This is a genomic window from Streptomyces sp. ActVer (assembly GCF_027270795.1).
Classification (GTDB): domain Bacteria; phylum Actinomycetota; class Actinomycetes; order Streptomycetales; family Streptomycetaceae; genus Streptomyces; species Streptomyces umbrinus_A.
Map to the genome: position 1 here is coordinate 1 of NZ_JAPWHT010000238.1, position 15,978 is coordinate 15,978.

Annotated in this window: 13 protein-coding genes and 1 pseudogene; 9 read left to right on the top strand and 5 right to left on the bottom strand. The window is 70.5% G+C overall.

The features are described 5' to 3' along the window. Together O3Q52_RS31765 and O3Q52_RS31770 are read right to left on the bottom strand one after the other, a co-directional pair. The coding region (locus O3Q52_RS31765; RefSeq protein WP_269652137.1) for a hypothetical protein at positions 1 to 356 on the bottom strand (356 nt) is incomplete at its 3' end. Positions 357 to 469: 113 nt separating this feature from the next. Continuing rightward, entirely contained in the window at positions 470 to 1,681 is a 1,212-nt protein-coding gene (locus tag O3Q52_RS31770; RefSeq protein ID WP_055614150.1) for a pyridoxal phosphate-dependent aminotransferase, read from the bottom strand. Positions 1,682 to 1,806: 125 nt separating this feature from the next. On the opposite strand from O3Q52_RS31770, the gene O3Q52_RS31775 reads away from it, so the two are divergent. Further along, positions 1,807 to 2,541, top strand: coding sequence for a hypothetical protein (locus tag O3Q52_RS31775; protein WP_269652138.1), 735 nt, complete (start codon positions 1,807 to 1,809; stop codon positions 2,539 to 2,541). Between the two features lie 310 nt (positions 2,542 to 2,851). Next, positions 2,852 to 3,772 (top strand): serine protease, encoded by a 921-nt coding sequence (locus O3Q52_RS31780; protein WP_269652139.1) that lies wholly within the window; start codon positions 2,852 to 2,854, stop codon positions 3,770 to 3,772. A 15-nt stretch (positions 3,773 to 3,787) separates the two neighbouring features. Here O3Q52_RS31780 and O3Q52_RS31785 read toward each other — a convergent pair whose 3' ends face one another. Both O3Q52_RS31785 and O3Q52_RS31790 read right to left on the bottom strand, forming a co-directional pair. Beyond that, positions 3,788 to 5,413, bottom strand: coding sequence for an amidohydrolase family protein (locus O3Q52_RS31785; protein WP_269652140.1), 1,626 nt, complete (start codon positions 5,411 to 5,413; stop codon positions 3,788 to 3,790). Between the two features lie 9 nt (positions 5,414 to 5,422). Then, positions 5,423 to 6,706, bottom strand: coding sequence for an amino acid deaminase (locus O3Q52_RS31790; protein ID WP_269652141.1), 1,284 nt, complete (start codon positions 6,704 to 6,706; stop codon positions 5,423 to 5,425). Positions 6,707 to 6,842: 136 nt separating this feature from the next. Here O3Q52_RS31790 and O3Q52_RS31795 point away from each other — a divergent pair, with 136 nt between their 5' ends. The 5 genes and pseudogenes from O3Q52_RS31795 (at position 6,843) to O3Q52_RS31815 (ending at position 10,523) form a co-directional block, all read left to right on the top strand. Then, positions 6,843 to 8,138, top strand: a complete 1,296-nt coding sequence (locus O3Q52_RS31795) for a sugar kinase (protein WP_269652142.1) — start codon at positions 6,843 to 6,845, stop codon at positions 8,136 to 8,138. Then, on the top strand, positions 8,135 to 8,899 hold the full coding sequence (locus O3Q52_RS31800) for an IclR family transcriptional regulator (protein ID WP_269652143.1): 765 nt from the start codon (positions 8,135 to 8,137) through the stop codon (positions 8,897 to 8,899). Before O3Q52_RS31795 ends, O3Q52_RS31800 begins: the two co-directional genes overlap by 4 nt. Next, the gene (locus O3Q52_RS31805) at positions 8,896 to 9,309 is read left to right on the top strand and encodes a RidA family protein (protein ID WP_269652144.1); all 414 of its coding nucleotides are present in this window, start codon (positions 8,896 to 8,898) and stop codon (positions 9,307 to 9,309) included. Before O3Q52_RS31800 ends, O3Q52_RS31805 begins: the two co-directional genes overlap by 4 nt. A gap of 305 nt (positions 9,310 to 9,614) precedes the next feature. Next, positions 9,615 to 9,826, top strand: a pseudogene (locus O3Q52_RS31810) (hypothetical protein); the annotation flags it as partial. 58 nt (positions 9,827 to 9,884) lie between these two features. Further along, the gene (locus O3Q52_RS31815; RefSeq protein WP_269652145.1) at positions 9,885 to 10,523 is read left to right on the top strand and encodes a hypothetical protein; all 639 of its coding nucleotides are present in this window, start codon (positions 9,885 to 9,887) and stop codon (positions 10,521 to 10,523) included. 69 nt (positions 10,524 to 10,592) lie between these two features. Here the strand turns inward: O3Q52_RS31815 and O3Q52_RS31820 are convergent, their stop codons facing one another. Next, a complete protein-coding gene (locus tag O3Q52_RS31820) occupies positions 10,593 to 11,969 on the bottom strand; it encodes a M14 family metallopeptidase (protein ID WP_269652146.1) in 1,377 nt (458 codons plus the stop codon). Between the two features lie 602 nt (positions 11,970 to 12,571). Here O3Q52_RS31820 and O3Q52_RS31825 point away from each other — a divergent pair. Next, positions 12,572 to 15,010 (top strand): LuxR C-terminal-related transcriptional regulator, encoded by a 2,439-nt coding sequence (locus O3Q52_RS31825; protein WP_269652147.1) that lies wholly within the window; start codon positions 12,572 to 12,574, stop codon positions 15,008 to 15,010. Between the two features lie 237 nt (positions 15,011 to 15,247). Next, on the top strand, positions 15,248 to 15,978 hold a 731-nt coding region (locus O3Q52_RS31830), incomplete at its 3' end, for an MEDS domain-containing protein (RefSeq protein WP_269652148.1).

A 15,978-nucleotide genomic window follows, 5' to 3' on the forward strand; every position in this document is an offset into this window, starting at 1 on the left:
GCGGCGGCCGTGCCGGCGCGGGACGCCGCGACGACGAGGGCGCGGCCCGCGAGGGCGAGCGCCCGCCCATGGAACGCCGTGATCTGGGCGGACCCGGCGGTGGTACCGGCACCGGTCGCCGACGCGCGGACCGGCGGACGGCCCCCGCGAAGACGCGCGACCTGCGCGGTCAGCCGTTCGGCGGCGACGTCGAGCTCGGCGGACGGTTCGATGCCGCGCAGCTCGTCGGTCACGGCCAGCAGTGCCGCGAGGTGACCGGCGAGCTGGATGTCCAGCTCCTCTTCGCGCGACCGATGGGGAAAGTCGGCGGTGCCGGCCATCGTGTGGACCGACTTGGTGCGGATCGGTTCGTACATGGGAGATGGCCTCCTGTGCTCTGACAGGAAACCATCCTAGCTTGGATTTCGTCTAAAGTTGAGCCGATTCGGAAAAGGGGGCCGAATGAACACGGAGCGTGACTGATTGGGTGTCAGGGCTGGCCGTATCCGTCCAGGAAGTTCCCGATCCGGGTCACGGCGTCCGTCAGGTCCCGGGCCGTGGGCAGGGTGACGACCCGGAAGTGATCGGGCTCCGGCCAGTTGAAGCCCGTCCCCTGCACCACCATGATCTTCTCGGTGCGCAGCAGGTCCAGCACCATCTGCCGGTCGTCCTTGATCTTGAAGACCTTCGGGTCGAGGCGCGGGAAGAGATAGAGCGCGCCCTTCGGCTTCACGCACGTCACGCCCGGAATCTGCGTCAGCAGCGCGTGCGCCACGTCCCGCTGCTCCCGCAGCCGCCCGCCGGGAAGCACGAGCTCGTTGATCGTCTGCCGCCCGCTCAGCGCGGCGACCACACCGTGCTGACCCGGCATGTTCGCGCACAGCCGCATGTTCGCGAGGATGGTCAGCCCCTCGATGTACGAGTCGGCGTGCGCCCGCGGCCCCGAGATCGACATCCACCCGACCCGGTACCCGGCCACCCGGTACGCCTTCGACATGCCGTTGAAGGTGAGCGTCAGCAGGTCGGGGGCGACCTTGGCGGTCGGTGTGTGCGTGGCCTCGTCGTACAGGATCTTGTCGTAGATCTCGTCCGAGCAGACCAGCAGGTTGTGGCGGCGGGCGATGTCGGTCAGCCCGCGCAGCATCGCCTCGTCGTAGACCGCGCCCGTCGGGTTGTTCGGGTTGATGATCACGATCGCCTTGGTGCGGTCGGTGACCTTCCGTTCCACGTCGGCCAGATCGGGCATCCAGTCGGACTGCTCGTCGCACCGGTAGTGCACGGCCGTACCGCCGGACAGCGACACGGCGGCGGTCCACAGGGGGTAGTCGGGTGCCGGTACGAGCACCTCGTCGCCGTCGTCCAGCAGCCCCTGCATCGCCATCACGATCAGCTCGGAGACGCCGTTGCCGATGAAGACGTGCTCGACGTCGGTCTCGATGCCGAGGGTCTGGTTGTGCATGACGACGGCCCGGCGCGCAGCGAGCAGGCCCTTCGCGTCGCCGTACCCGTGTGCCGACGAGACGTTGCGGAGGATGTCCTCCAGGATCTCGGGCGGACACTCGAACCCGAACGCGGCCGGATTCCCCGTGTTCAGCTTGAGAATGCGATGCCCGGCCGCTTCCAGCCGCATCGCCTCCTCGAGCACCGGGCCCCGGATCTCGTAACAGACGTTGGCGAGCTTGGTCGACTGGATCACCTGCATGTCCGTGAGCTTACGGCCGGGTAACGCTTCCCGCGGCGTGTTTTCCACCACGTGAGACGGGTGGTTTGAGTGGTTATCGCCGGTAGCTGTCCCGTCGGCCTCTCCCGTCCCTACAATGCGCGGCCATGTCGAGGCCACCTGAGAACGAAAACGGGGTGTCCGGCGCGAACGCCGCGAACAACGCGGCCGGCGCGCCGGAAACCCATGGTGCGCATCGGGAAGGCGACGAGCCCGTGGTCCCGCCGATCGTGTATCACCCGCAGGTCGAGGAGACCCCGGCGTACGACGAGTACGCCGACCCGGCGACTGCCCACGGCTGGCAGAACGCGTACGACGAGACCCGTGAGCTGCCACCCGTGGCAGCCGGAGCGGAAGATCCCCGCTGGGTCGGCGGCGGCCGTCCGGGCGACGGCCACCGGGCCGGCGGCCGTCGTTCCCGGCGGAAGCCCAGGGCCTTGACGTCACGGCGTGTGGCGGTCGCCGCCGGGGCGGTGGGCGCGGTGTCCCTGGCCGCCGTGATGGCAGGCTTCTCCTTCGGGCCGTCGGACGGCGGAGCGCGGGGCAACGAGGACCGCACGAGCCCGACGGCCGGGGATCCCGCGTCGCCCACGGACGCCAAGACCTCGGGCGGAGCCCCCGCCGCACGGTCGTCCGACGGCGGGGAGCCGTCTCGCACAGGGGACCCGAGCAGTTCGGCGAGCCTCGCCCCGACGGGTGACGAGACCGAGAACCCCTCGGCCAGGTCCCCCACCACCCCTTCGGCCCCCTCCGCACCCACCGCCACCACGAATCCGAGGGGCCCGGGCAACTCCGACGGCAAGCCGGGGCGCGGCCAGGGTGGCACCAAGGGGCCCAAGTAACCGTCCCCCGGCCCAAGTAACCGCCGCCCGGCCCGAGCAGCCGCCGGACTCGGCAGGTCGACCTGCTCGGCACCGGCCGGGCCGCCCCCGAGCCGGCCAGGCCGCCGCACGACTCCCGTGGGCGATCCCGTTCACGTTCACCGTGCCGGGGGATGGGCAGGAGCAGTCCGGGAACGCGAGGGAATCCGCCAACGCCGCGCCTGAAGCAGCTCCTTGCCCACACCCCCCTCTCACTTCACAATGTGCATGACAGACGTATGGGCGGCCGGAAATTCTCCGGCCGCCCGAGTCACAATGAGGGGACCCCCACATGAGAAAGCCTCTCGGCGCCGCGCTCTTCGCCCTGGTGATAGCCGGGGCGGGCGCGGCACCCGCGGTCGCGGCGCCCGACCCCCAGTCAGTGGGCGTCGTGGACACGGACACCGCCACCTCGGTGGTCAGAGACGCCGTCACGTCCACGACGGCGGCCGTGTCCAGGATCACCGCGCCGACCGTCCAGGCCGTCAACTTCGCCGGCACCGTCTCGCTCAGCAACTGCTCGGGCTCCGTCGTCCGCTTCCCGGACTCGGAGGACAACGACCCGGCGATGGTCATGTCCAACGGCCACTGTCTGGAGACCGGCTTCCCCGCGGCCGGCGAGGTCATCGTCGACCAGGCATCCAGTCGCACCTTCGGCCTGCTCAACGCAGCGGGCAGCCGGGTCGCCACCCTGCGCGCCAGCAAGATCGCGTACGCGACGATGACCGACACGGACGTCTCGCTGTACCAGCTCACCACCACGTACGCGCAGATCAAGAGCTCGTACAACATCAGCCCGTTGACGCTGAACGACACGCGCCCGGTCGTCGGGACCGCCATCACGGTCGTCTCGGGCTACTGGAAGCGGACTTACGCCTGCAACGTCGACGGCTTCGCGTACCGCCTCAAGGAAGGCGCCTGGACCTGGAAGGACTCGGTCCGCTACACCTCGGCCTGCCAGACCATCGGCGGCACCTCGGGCTCGCCCGTGGTCGACAACGCCACCGGCAACGTCGTCGCCGTCAACAACACCGGCAACGAGGACGGCGGTCGCTGCACCGACAACAACCCCTGTGAGGTCGACGAGAGCGGCAACGTGACCGTCCGCGCGGGCATCAACTACGCCCAGGAGACCTACCAGATCCCGGCGTGCTTCGGCATCGACAACAAGCTCGACCTGAGCGCGAGCGGGTGCACCCTGCCCAAGCCGTGATCCCGCGGCGGGCGGTCACGGAGCACTTCCGCGCACCGCCCGCCCCGCGAGCACATCCGTCCGGTGCCCGTCCTCCATGACGAAACGCCCGTCGATCAGGACGTACGGAATGCCCGTCGGAAGTACGCGGGGGTCCTCGAAGGTCGACCCCGCCGCCACCGTGGCCGGATCGAACAGCACCAGATCCGCCCGGTACCCCTCGCGGACCAGCCCGCGGTCGGGCAGCCGGAGCCGGGCCGCGGGCCGCGACGTCAGATGGGCGACGCACTCCTCAAGACCGAGAACGCCCAACTCCCTCACATACCGGCCGAGATACTGCGGGAACGTGCCGTACGCGCGCGGGTGGGGCTTGTCGCCGCGCAGGATGCCGTCCGAGCCGCCGGTGTGGACGCGGTGCCGCATGATCGCCTGCACGTTCTCCTCGTGCCCGACGTGCTGGAGGATCGTCGAGCCGAGCCCGTCGTCGAGGAGCAGCCGCCGCGCGGTGACCCAGGGAGCCTCACCACGAGCGTCGGCCGACTCCTGAACCGTCCGGCCCACACACTCCGCGAGCGCCGGATCAGCCACCCCGGAAATCTCGATGGTGTCCCACTCGATGGGAACGCCGTGGCACCCGTCCGCACCCACCACTTCCATGTGATGGCGGATCTTCTCCGCGGTCCCCTCCTCCCGCAGCCGGGCGAGAATCGCCTCGGGACCCCCCTCGCTCGCCCAACTGGGCAGCATGGCCACGAGAGTCGTGCAGCCGGGCGTGTACGGATAGGTGTCCAGACTGATGTCGGCCCCACCGGCCAGCGCGTCATCGACGAGCGCCAGCAACTCGGGCCCTCTGCCCTTGTTCACACCGAAGTTCATGGTGGCGTGGGCCAGATGAAGGGAGCAGCCCGCCTCGCGCGTGAGCTCCACCATCTCTCTGTACGCATCCAGGGCGCCGGCTCCGTACGACCGATGGTGCGGGCAGTAGTAACCCCCGTACTCAGCCACCACCCGGCACAACTCGGTGAGTTCGGCGTCCTTGGCGTACATGCCCGGGGCATACGTGAGCCCCGAAGACATCCCGACCGCGCCCTCCCTCATCCCCTCGGCGACCAACTGCCGCATCCGGTCCAGTTCCCGTGGCGTCGCCTCGCGATCGTCCCAGCCGACAGCGAGCATCCGCACAGAGCCCTGAGGAATGAGATAGGCGGCATTGACGGCGATGCCCTCGCCACCGAAACCGTGATCCAGCCGATCCAGATACTCGCCCACGGACCGCCAGGTGAAGTCGATGTCGTCCCCGTTGCCGTTCCACCCGGTGATGGCCCTGCGCACCTCGGCGAGGGTCCGGTCGTCGACGGGGGCGTACGACAGCCCGTCCTGCCCGATGACCTCCAGCGTCACGCCCTGGGCGACCTTCGCGCTGTGGTCGGGGTCCCGGAGCAGGGCCAGATCGCTGTGGGCGTGCATGTCGATGAAGCCGGGGGAGAGGACGAGCCCCTCGGCGTCCAGAACGCGGCGGGCCACAGGCCGCAGGCACCCAGCAGCAGCGGCCTCCTGGACGACGGCCGTGATCCTGCCGCCCTCGATGCCCACGTCGGCCCGGTAGGAGGGGCCTCCGCTCCCGTCGACAACCTCCACGTCACGCACTACGAGGTCCATCATGGCGGGCTCCTAGAAGTAGGTGCGGATGTAGTCGACGACCGTGCCGTCCTGCTCCACCACCGGAATCAGCTCCCACTTGTCGAAGGACGTACAGGGATGCGAGAGCCCCATCCCCACCCAGTCACCGACCTGGAGCCCGACCCCTTCGGCCGTACGAATCCAGGCGTGCTGATCGGACAGACCGGTGACCGCGACACCGTCGGCGGACCGCTCCCCCTCATCCGAGCGCAGCACCTGCACCTCGGGCAGATCAAGGTCATAGGCGGCATCCCGCTTGCCGGCGTTGACGAAGGCCTGCTCGGCCGACGGACGGGAAACAACCTGGGCCCAGAGCCGGAACGCGGGCTGCAGGGCGCCCTCCTCGGGAACCCGGTTGAACGGGGTGATCTTCCGGTAGTGCCCGTCATCGTGCGAGACATAGGCACCGGACCGCAGCAACTTCAGCACAGGCAGCGACAGTTCGGGAATCCCGGCAAAGACATCGGCAACGGCATCGAACCAGGCGCTGCCCCCCGCACTCACCACAATCTCTTCGACCCCGTCGAAGCGACCGTCCTTGTCGAAGTCGACGGCCAACGCGACAAGCCGCCGCAGCCAGCCATGCACCCGCTCCGAATCGGCGTCCGGAACCTCCCCCTCGTACCCCGCAACACCAACCAGCCGCAAGGTGTCCACACCGGCGACGGCATCCGCGACGGCGACGCACTCTTCCTCCGTCCGCACCCCGGTCCGAGCACCCTCACCGGCAGCCAGCTCAACAACGACGTCGACGGGCCGACGACCACCCCGCAACGCGGAATCCATCAACTCCACCCCGCGCACGGAGTCGACGTAACAAACAAAACGAAACCCGGGATCGGCGTCGAGCTGGGAGGAAACCCACTTCAGGGCAGCGGCATCCACCACTTCATTCGCCAGAAAAACGCGCTGGACCCCGAACGCCCGCGCAACCCGCACCTGATGAGGCACGGCCAGCGTGATCCCCCAGGCCCCACGCTCGATCTGCCGCTGAAAAAGTTGGGGAGCCATGGAGGTCTTGCCGTGCGGGGCGAAGGCGAGCCCGTGCCGGACCGAGTACGTCTCCATGAGCCGCAGATTGTGCTCAAGCCGCTCGGCGGACAGGGCGAGCACCGGAGTGGTGAACCCACCACTGAACAGATTGCGGCGCTGAGCGGCCAGCTCGCCGACCGTGAGCCCGTCGGCATCGGGCGGGAGCCCCTTGAACCGGTGGTCGACACGTTCGTCCGCGAGCGCGGCAAGACGCTCCGCACCAGTGCCGGAATCGGCGGCCATGAAGCCTCCCAGATATTCGCCGTTGCACTCCTTGCAACAGTCATTGCGTGTCGCGCTTACTGCTGTCTAACATCTCGGCCAACGCCGGGTCAACGAAGCCGCAGAGACCCCCAAAGGCCAAGGAGCCCAAGCCATCGTGACCCCCACCGGACCCGCCCCCACGGCCGCCGCGCCCGCCGTGGATGTCGTCACCCTCGGCGAGTCCATGGTCACGTTCCTCCCCTCCCTCCCGGGCCGCCTCGCGGACGTGCCGTCCTTCGACCGGGCGATCGGCGGCGCGGAGTCCAACGTGGCCTGCGCACTGGCCGCCGCCGGCCACACCGCGAAGTGGGTCGGCCGGGTGGGCGCCGACGGCTTCGGCGACCACCTGACCGAGGCGATCGGGGCGTACGGCGTCGACACCTCCGCCGTACAGCGCGACCCCACCCGCCCCACAGGCATCTACTTCCGCACGGCGAGCGACCGTTCCACCGACGCCCACGAGGTGGCGTACTACCGCACAGGCTCCGCGGCCTCGGCCATGTCCAAGGCCACCGCCGACATGGCGGCCATCCACTCGGGCCGAATCCTCCACCTCTCCGGCATCACGGCGGCACTCTCCCCCGACTGCCTCTCCCTCCTGACAGCCCTCACGGCACCCGCCCCCAACCGCCCCCTGATCTCGTTCGACGTCAACTACCGAGCAGGCCTCTGGCCGACCCCGTCCAAAGCAGGAGCCACCCTCCTCGCACTCGCCCGCGGAGCAGACCTCGTCTTCGTGGGCGAGGACGAGGCGGAGGAGGCCTGGGGCATCACAGGCGGCCCCACCGCGATCCGCGCCGCGCTCCCGGAACCCCGCGTACTGGTGGTCAAGGCCGGCAGCCAAGGCGCCACGGCCTTCGAGACAGTGCCCCCCACGCACCCGCACCCGCCCACGGACGGAAGGGGGCGTGTCGGGGGGTGTCCGCCCGCAGCGGATGGCGTGTCAACTCGTAGCCCTTCTCAGGCGACCGATTCCACGCCAGACCGAGGACGGATACCCCCCGGCGCGCACCCGACCCCGCTCCAGAACGAGGGCGAACGCACCACGGCGCGCAAGCCGCACACCCCACGCCAGAGCGACCAGACCACTGCGCGCCACCCAACCGACACGATCACCTTCGTCCCCGCCCTCCAGGTGGACGTAGTAGCCCCAGTAGGAGCAGGCGACGCCTTCGCGGCAGGCTTCCTGTCGGCAACACTCCGCGGACTCCCCCCGGGGACCCGCCACCGCCACGGCCACCTCATGGCCGCCGCGACGCTCACCGACCCCGGAGACCTGGGCGCACCCCCCGACCGCGACCACGCCGACCGCCTCGCCGCCCTGGACGACGACGCGTGGGGCACACTTCGACTCGGCCCCGGCTGGACGCACCCCGCAGACCGGGCCCAGGAGGAGGTACCCACCCCATGAGCCAGACCGTCGACAGAGCGCTGTCCATCCTGCCGCTCCTAGCCGAGGGCCCCGCCGACCTGGGCCAGGTCGCCGACCGCCTGGGCGTCCACAAGTCCACCGCCCTGCGCCTCCTGCGCACGCTCCACGAACACGGCCTCGTCTACCGCCAGTCCGACCAGCGCTACCGCCTGGGAGCCCGCCTCTTCGCCCTGGCCCAGGAGGCCGTGGAGAACCTGGACGTACGGGAGATCGCCCACCCCCACCTCGTACGCCTCAACGAGCAGTGCGGCCACACCGTCCACCTCGCCGTGCACGAGGAGGGCGAGGTCCTCTACATCGACAAGGTCGAGAGCCGCTACCCGGTCCGCATGTACTCCCGCATCGGCAAACCGGTGGCCATCACGGTCGCCGCAGTGGCGAAACTGCTCCTCGCAGACCTCCCGGAACCCGAGCGCCACACGTTCGCCGACAAACTCGACTACCCGATGTACACATCCCGCTCGACCCCCAACGCCCCGGCGTTCCTGAGGGAGTTGGAGAAGGTGAGAGACCAGGGCTGGGCCACGGACCTGGGCGGCCACGAAGAGTCCATCAACTGCGTGGCAGCCCCCATCCGAGGCGCCGACGGCCGCGTGGTCGCAGCCATGTCCGTATCCGCCCCGAACGTGGTCGTCACCGCCGACGAACTCCTCACACTGCTCCCACTGGTGCGCCGTACGGCGGACGCGATCAGCGGCGAGTACTCCGGCAGAACCCCCGCGAAGGAAAGCAGTTCATGACAGACAAGACCGAGAAGACAGCTCTCACCCCCAAGACCCACACCATCCCGCCGGCCAGGTTCTCGCACGGCGTCAGGAAGGGGAACATCCTCCAGGTCGCGGGCCAGGTCGGCTTCCTGCCCGCGGTGGAGGGCGAGCCCCCCACGCCCGCGGGCCCGACCCTGCGGGAGCAGACTCTCCAGACCCTCGCCAACGTCAAGGCCATCCTCGAAGAGGGCGGCGCCTCCTGGGACGACGCGATGATGATCCGCGTGTACCTCACGGAGGTGGACCACTTCGCCGAGTTCAACGGGATCTACGACCAGTACTTCGCGAGCCTGAAGGAGGTGCCTCCCGCCCGGACCACGGTCTACGTCGGGCTGCCCAAGGGGCTCCTGGTCGAGATCGACGCCCTAGCGGTACTCGGCTGATTGTTCGTGGGTCGAACCCGTGACCTCTCTCCGTTGGTTCCGTTGATCTGATCAACGGAACCAGCGTGGAGGAGACGGTTGTGGGCGAGACGGTGAAGCGTCGACGAGGGCATCGCGCCCGTCTCGCTCTGTCGTCCGCACAGGCAGACCGGCTCGACCAACAGGCGCATGCCGCACGGGCATTGTGGAACCAGACATGAGTGCTGCCCAACTCCCCGGAGCGATCCAGGGGAGAGTCTTCTGCCTCATGGTGGGAGAGAACTCCAAAACGCGTACTTCGAGGCCTTCTGCGGTCACGGAACCAAGTGGTCATCATGGCGATCTCGGCCGGTTCGATCTTCGCCTCGCACGTCAACGACGGAGCCCGCGCGCGGAGCGCGCCAATAGACGCAGCTGGATCGTCGCCAAGTACTTCGGCATCTCCGAACGCGACACCCTCAAGTCCTGGACGGTCCTGGAAACGGTCCTGTCGGTGGCGGGCTTCGCGGTGGCGGCGCTGCTGGGTATCTTCATATAGCGGGACGAAGCGGAGGCCGACTGTTCTCGACACAGGATCGTCGACCATACTGCCCGCTGTGGAGCAGCGCATAGGACCCAACATCCAGCCCCTGCAAGGCGCCGCGGTCGACCCGGCGGTCGTGCCCGGCATCACGGGCCCGCGCCCCGCCGAGCCGAAGGAGGCCGTCTCCGAGGAGACGGCCTCGGACGGGGAGACGGCCCCTGAGGAGGAGACGGCCCCCGGGAAGCGGACGCCTGCCAAGCAGACGAACCTCAAGAAGGAAGCCGCAGAGGAGGAACCCTCCAACGACGAGCCCTCCGGGGAAGAACCTTCCGGCGAGGAACCCTCCAGCGGTGAGCCGGAGGAGCCCGAGGAGGCTCCCGAGGGCGGTCCCGTCTTCGAGGCCTCCGACCGCCGCGCGAAGATCGTCGCCGACCACAGTGGCGTACGGCTGAGCCTGGACGACCAGGAGGCCGAGTTCCGCTGGGAGGAGATCGGCGCGGTCGAGACCGAGTCACCGCGCTTCGGGAAGCGGTTCACCATCACGGTGCACACTCCCGACCGCCGCTGGTACCCGATCGAGATCGAGGCGTCGGCCAGGTCCCGCTTCAAGGAGTGGGAGACCCAGCTGGACGAGGTCCTGGACTCGTACTTCGAGGACGCCGAAGAGGCATCCGAAGCGGAAGAGACCGAGGCCGAGGAGAGCGCCCCGTAAGGAGCGCGGGGAACTGCGCGACCAGCCACAACGGCCCCGCAGTTCCCCACGCACCTCAGCCGACCCGACTCAACTGCAGTACTGCGCTTCCTTCCCGATGGACCGGTACATGCAGTCGGCGTTCTCCAACAACTGCAGCACCGGGTCCCGGTTGCGCGTGGTCTCCCGCTCGATCACCTCGTCGGGCGGGTAGAACCCGCCCCCGCCACTGGACCCCGGATACATCTCGAAGGTGTAGGCGAAGATCTTCTGACTGCCCCACAGGTAGTCGTCGATCGACCCGTCGGTGATGTAGAGGTCGCTGGACTGCTCGGGCGTGTAGCCGTTGCTGGCGGCCATCTTCTGCCCGACCGTGGCGAAGGCGTTGCGGTCGTCGACCGTCATACCCGTCGTGGTGTCCGCGTTGGTGTAGCCGAAGGGCCACAGCACCAGCTCGCTGTACGTGTGGAAGTCCACGCCCGCCCTGATCTGCTGCTTGCCGCCCACGACCCGGCTGCGTACGAAGTCGGCGACGACCTTCACCTCGGGCGCGGACTCCGGCGCGGTACCCCGGTAGGTCTCGGAGGAAGTCGACCCCGACGAGCCGCCGCAGCAGCCCCAGCGGTAGTTCCAGTTGCGGTTCAGGTCGGTGCCGACGTACGAACTGCCGGTGTTGGGCTGGCGGTTCTTGCGCCACGAGCGGTAGGCGCCGGACGCGATGTCGTACTCGCCGCCGTCAGGGTTGAGGTCCGGGACGATCCAGATCTCGCGGTTGTTCACCATGTTCGTGACGCGGGAGTCGGAGCCGTACCCGGCGCCCAGCTCACGCAGCAGATAGAGCGCCATCTCCACGGTGAGGTGCTCGCGCGCGTGCTGGTGGTGGGTGAACAGGACCTCGGGCTCGGACTCGTCGGTCGCGACGTTGTCGCTGATCTTGATGGCGACGAGGTCCCGGCCCTGGTACGACTTCCCGATCACGCGCTTGCTCATGATGCTCGGGTAGGCGGCCAGGCGCTGGTTGATCTCCGTGTTCATCTCGGCGTAGTTGTTATAGCGCGAGTCGGCGGATGGGAAGTCGAGGATGCCCACGTCCGCGGCGCTCGACCGGTCGGGGGCGGAGCCGAGGGCCGTGACCTCGTAGCCGAGCTGCCGCAGCTTCTTCGCCTGGGCCGCGCGTCCCGAGACGACGACGGTCTCCTCGTCGGCCTCGTCGATCGACACGCCCGCCTGGGAGATCGCCGTACGCGTGGCCGAGGTGCTGCCGTGGACACGGACCTCGTACTGACGGATGTCCTCCGTGTCGGAGGCGGGAGCCGCCCCGGAGGCGCCGTTCGCGCTGGTCGTGGCGGCGATGGGGGCCGCGAGAGCCAGGGCGAGCAGTGTGGCGAGGGCGGCCGTGCGTCGGCCGCGTCTGCCGGGTGAGGGGGGTGCGGCGGGTGTGCCGCCGCCTTTGATGTGAAGCCGCATTGATTCTCCTGGTTTCTCCAGAAATTCCGGGATCACCGGAAGTGTGGGGAGTGGAGCGGGGGGTGGATCGGTGCGACGTGCCGGGGCTGTCCGCCGAATGCGCCGACAGGACCCCGTATGCGGGTGTGACGCTCATCGTGGGACTATGGCATGTCCGGGTCAAGGCCGGACTGGAGCCGGCCGTCGCGAACCGGCCGAAACGAGACGGGCGGCCGGCGCCCGTTCCCCGCGCGCCGGCCGGTACGTGTGATGCCGACCCGCGCCCTTCAGGGGCGCGGGGCCGTATCGATGTGCGGCTCCGCCGCGTGGGCGCGACAAGCCCCTACCGGCCCGCGGGCACCCAGTGACCCCAGGTACCCGGCGGCCCAAGCGGAGCGCCCGCGCACACCGGGCACCACAGGGCGCACAAGCCGGGCGCAATGCATATATGCGGCCCGGCAGTGTACGCGCCCGCACCCCACACGTCGCGGACCCACCCAAAGTGCACCCACGGGTGTGACGCGCACGTGCGAAGCCGAGGCGCAGCCGGAAGGCTGGGGGGCCAGCGCAAGAGGAGCCCCCCACTCCGGCTCCTGTCTCACACCCCAGAGGACTGGCTGATCATGGGCGGATCAGCGCCGCGAAGGGTCCACCAGCCACCGGTCGAGACGACCAGCTTCGTCGACCGGCGGGACGAACTGGCCGAGGGTCGGCGGCTGTTGGCCACCGCACGACTGGTCACGCTGACCGGACCCGGCGGCGTCGGCAAGACGCGGCTGGCCGGGCGGATCGCCGCCCGGGTCGAGCGGGCGTTCCCGGACGGCGTGCGCTTCGCGCACCTCGCCGGCCTGCACGACCCGGCGCTCGTCCCGCTCGCCGCGGCCGACGCGCTGGGCCTGCACGACCACTCCGAACAGCCGCCCCTGGACACGCTGGTCGAGCAGCTGCGCGACCGCCGACTGCTCCTGGTCCTCGACAACTGCGAGCATCTGCTGTCCGCCTGCGCGGAGTTGGCGGCCGCGCTGCTGCACGGCACGACCGGCGTCCGCGTCCTCGCGACGAGCCGCCACCGCCTGGCCCTCACGGAGGAACACCTCCTGGACGTACGGCCCCTGCCGGTGCCCGACCCGGACTCGGACCTCTCGGCCGCCGCGACCTACCCGGCCCTGGCGCTCTTCGCCGACCGGGCCGCGGCCGTCGCCCCCGGCTTCGAACTCACCCCCGACAACCGGGCCGCCGTGGCCCGCCTCTGCCGCCGCCTCGACGGCCTGCCCCTCGCCATCGAACTCGCGGCCGTCCGGATGCGCGTACTCGGCGTCGACCAGCTCGTCGCCCGGCTCGACGACCGCTACCGCCTCCTCACCACGGGCAGCCCGGCCGTTCTTCCCCGCCACCAGACACTGCGCGCGGCGGTCGACTGGAGCCACGAACTCTGCACGGAGGCGGAGCAGTTGGTGTGGGCGCGGGCCTCGGTCTTCGCGGGGAGCTTCGATCTGGAGGCGGCGGAGGCGGTGTGCGCGGACGCATACGCGGACGCGCACGATGACGATGACGAGTGGGGGAACGGCGACCAGGGCGACGGTACGAGCCTCGGCGACGGCAAGAGCATCGACGTACATCCCCAGGACGTCCTCGAAGCCGTGGCCGGGCTGGTGGACAAATCCGTGCTGTGCAGAGAAGGCGGCCCCGGCACGGCCAGATACCGCCTGCTCGACACGCTGCGGCACTACGGACTCGACAAGCTGCGGCAGCGGCCCGGGGAGGAGTCGGCGGCCCGGCGGCGCCAGCGGGACTGGGCGCAGGAGGTGGCCGCGGAGTGCGAGCGCAGGTGGTTCGGGCCGGGGCAGCGGGAGATCGTGGCCCGGCTGCGGGCCGACCAGGACAACCTGCGGGCCGCCCTGGAGTTCAGCCTCACCGCACCGGGCGAGGCCCGGGCCGGACTCGGGCTCGCCGGGACCCTGTGGTTCTACTGGCACGCCTGCGGGGCACCCCGCGAGGGCCGGTACTGGCTGGACCGCGCGCTCGACGCGCACCCCGAGCCCACCCGGGAGCGCGCCAGGGCGCTCTGGGTCGCGGGCCTGCTCGCCGGCTGCCCCGAGGACCTCACCAGGGGCCGTCACCGCGCCGAGGACGCCCGCGCGCTCGCCCGCCGCCTCGGCGACCCGGCCGAGGTCGCGCACGCCGAGTACCTGCTCGGCCTGATGGCCCTGTTCGGCGACGATCTCCCGGCCGCCCTGGCGCACTACGAGGCCGCCGTCGCCCGCAACCCCGTCGACGGCCAGCTCCCCAGCCTCGCCGTCCTCGACCAGGTCGAACTCGCCGCCAGCCTCGCCTTCCTGGGCCACACCGACCGGGCCGTCCAGGTCTGCGAGGACGCCCACCGCCTCTGCGAGGAGCACGGCGAGGAGTGGGTCCGCTCGTACGTCCTGCGCGTCCTCGCCCTCGCGTACGCGGAGCGCAAGGAGTGGGACCGCGCGGAGCCGCACGCCCGTGACGCCCTGCGCCGCAAGCTCGCCGTGCACGACGTCATCGGCATCGGCCTCACCCTCGACCTGCTGGTGGTCATCACCGCCGCCCGCGGCGCCCACGAACGCGCCGCCGTCCTGCTCGGCGGCACCGACCGCGTCTGGGCCGGCATCGACGGCAACCGCTTCGGCTCCACGACGTACAACTCCGCGCGCAGGGAGAGCGAGACGCGGGTGCGGGCGGCCGTCGGACCGGGGGTCTTCGACCGGGCGTACCGGCGCGGCGGCGGGCTCGGGCTCACCGCGATCGTCTCGTACGCCATCCAGGAAGCCGGGAAACCGGTCGTCCCGGGCCCCCGCCGGGCCGACGGGAACCCGCACCCGGACTCCGTCAGGGCGGACCCCCGTCTCGCGTCGCTCACCCGGCGCGAGAGGGAGGTCGCCGAGCTCGTCGCCGAGGGGCTCGGCAACCAGCAGATCGCCGACCGTCTGGTGATCGCCCGCCGCACCGCGGAAGGCCATGTGGAACGCATCCTCGGCAAGCTCGGCTTCAGCAACCGCAGCCAGATCGCGGCATGGGTCGCCGCCCGCCGCTGAAGCCCCGATCCCGGGGTCCCGATGGGCGAGGTGCCACAACGCCCGCCCACAGCCGGGCAGTTCGCCCACAGCCGGGCGGCCCGCCCACAACCAGGTGGATACGACAGAAGGGGAACCCTCGTGACTGCCGAACCAACCAGGCCGGCCGAACAAGCCGAACCAGCCGAACCAGCCAAGCCGACCCGGCCGTCCCAGCCGGGTCAACCAGTCCCGCCCCCGGGGACGTTCGACCACCGCATGGCGGTCTTCGGCTCCGACGACGCGTTCGTCGCGGCCGCGCTCCCCTTCCTCGCGGAGGGCCTCGCCGCACCGGACGAACCACCGCCCGTGGCCATCGCCGACCCCGGCAGACTCGCCCTCCTGCGGGACGCGCTGGGCACGGACGCCAAGAGCGTCACCTTGGTGCCCCACACCGAGTGGTACACGGGCTCGGCGGCCAACGCCGTTGCCCAGAGCGCCGGTTACCTCGCCGCGAACGCGGGGCCCGGCGGCCGTATCCACCTCCTCATGGAGCCGCACTGGGGCGGCCGCGCCGGGCGCTCGACGCGCGAGACCACCGAATGGATCCGCTACGAGTCGCTCGCCAACCTCCTCTTCGCGCCGTTCGCGACGACCGCCCTGTGCGCGTACGACACCCGCACCGCGGGCCCCGCCATCGTCGACGCCGCCCGCCGCGCGCACCCCGACACCCCGGTGTACGAGCAACCGGCCCGCCTGGTCCACGAGTTGGACTCGGTCCCCCTGCCCCCGCCGCCACCGGACGCCGAACGCCTCACCGCCCCGGATCGCGACACCCTCCGCGCGCGCGCCCGGGCGCGCGGGCTCGCCGCCGCGGACGCCGACCTGTTCGCGACGGCGGTCACCGAGGCGGCGACCCCGTACGCGCCCCTGATCCCCGCCCCATCCCTCCCCGCGGTCCTGCTGTGGGGCCCGGCGCCCGCCGGTGGCTGTGGGCTGCGCGTCCCCGG

What these genes read in the sequence shown, in the direction of transcription:
- O3Q52_RS31790 (WP_269652141.1), bottom strand. Translation starts at nt 6,706, where the DNA reads ATGGCCGCCGATTCCGGCACTGGTGCGGAGCGTCTTGCCGCGCTCGCG.
- O3Q52_RS31780 (WP_269652139.1), top strand. Translation starts at nt 2,852, where the DNA reads ATGAGAAAGCCTCTCGGCGCCGCGCTCTTCGCCCTGGTGATAGCCGGG.
- O3Q52_RS31770 (WP_055614150.1), bottom strand. Translation starts at nt 1,681, where the DNA reads ATGCAGGTGATCCAGTCGACCAAGCTCGCCAACGTCTGTTACGAGATC.
- O3Q52_RS31820 (WP_269652146.1), bottom strand. Translation starts at nt 11,969, where the DNA reads ATGCGGCTTCACATCAAAGGCGGCGGCACACCCGCCGCACCCCCCTCA.
- O3Q52_RS31800 (WP_269652143.1), top strand. Translation starts at nt 8,135, where the DNA reads ATGAGCCAGACCGTCGACAGAGCGCTGTCCATCCTGCCGCTCCTAGCC.
- O3Q52_RS31775 (WP_269652138.1), top strand. Translation starts at nt 1,807, where the DNA reads ATGTCGAGGCCACCTGAGAACGAAAACGGGGTGTCCGGCGCGAACGCC.
- O3Q52_RS31785 (WP_269652140.1), bottom strand. Translation starts at nt 5,413, where the DNA reads ATGATGGACCTCGTAGTGCGTGACGTGGAGGTTGTCGACGGGAGCGGA.
- O3Q52_RS31825 (WP_269652147.1), top strand. Translation starts at nt 12,572, where the DNA reads ATGGGCGGATCAGCGCCGCGAAGGGTCCACCAGCCACCGGTCGAGACG.
- O3Q52_RS31805 (WP_269652144.1), top strand. Translation starts at nt 8,896, where the DNA reads ATGACAGACAAGACCGAGAAGACAGCTCTCACCCCCAAGACCCACACC.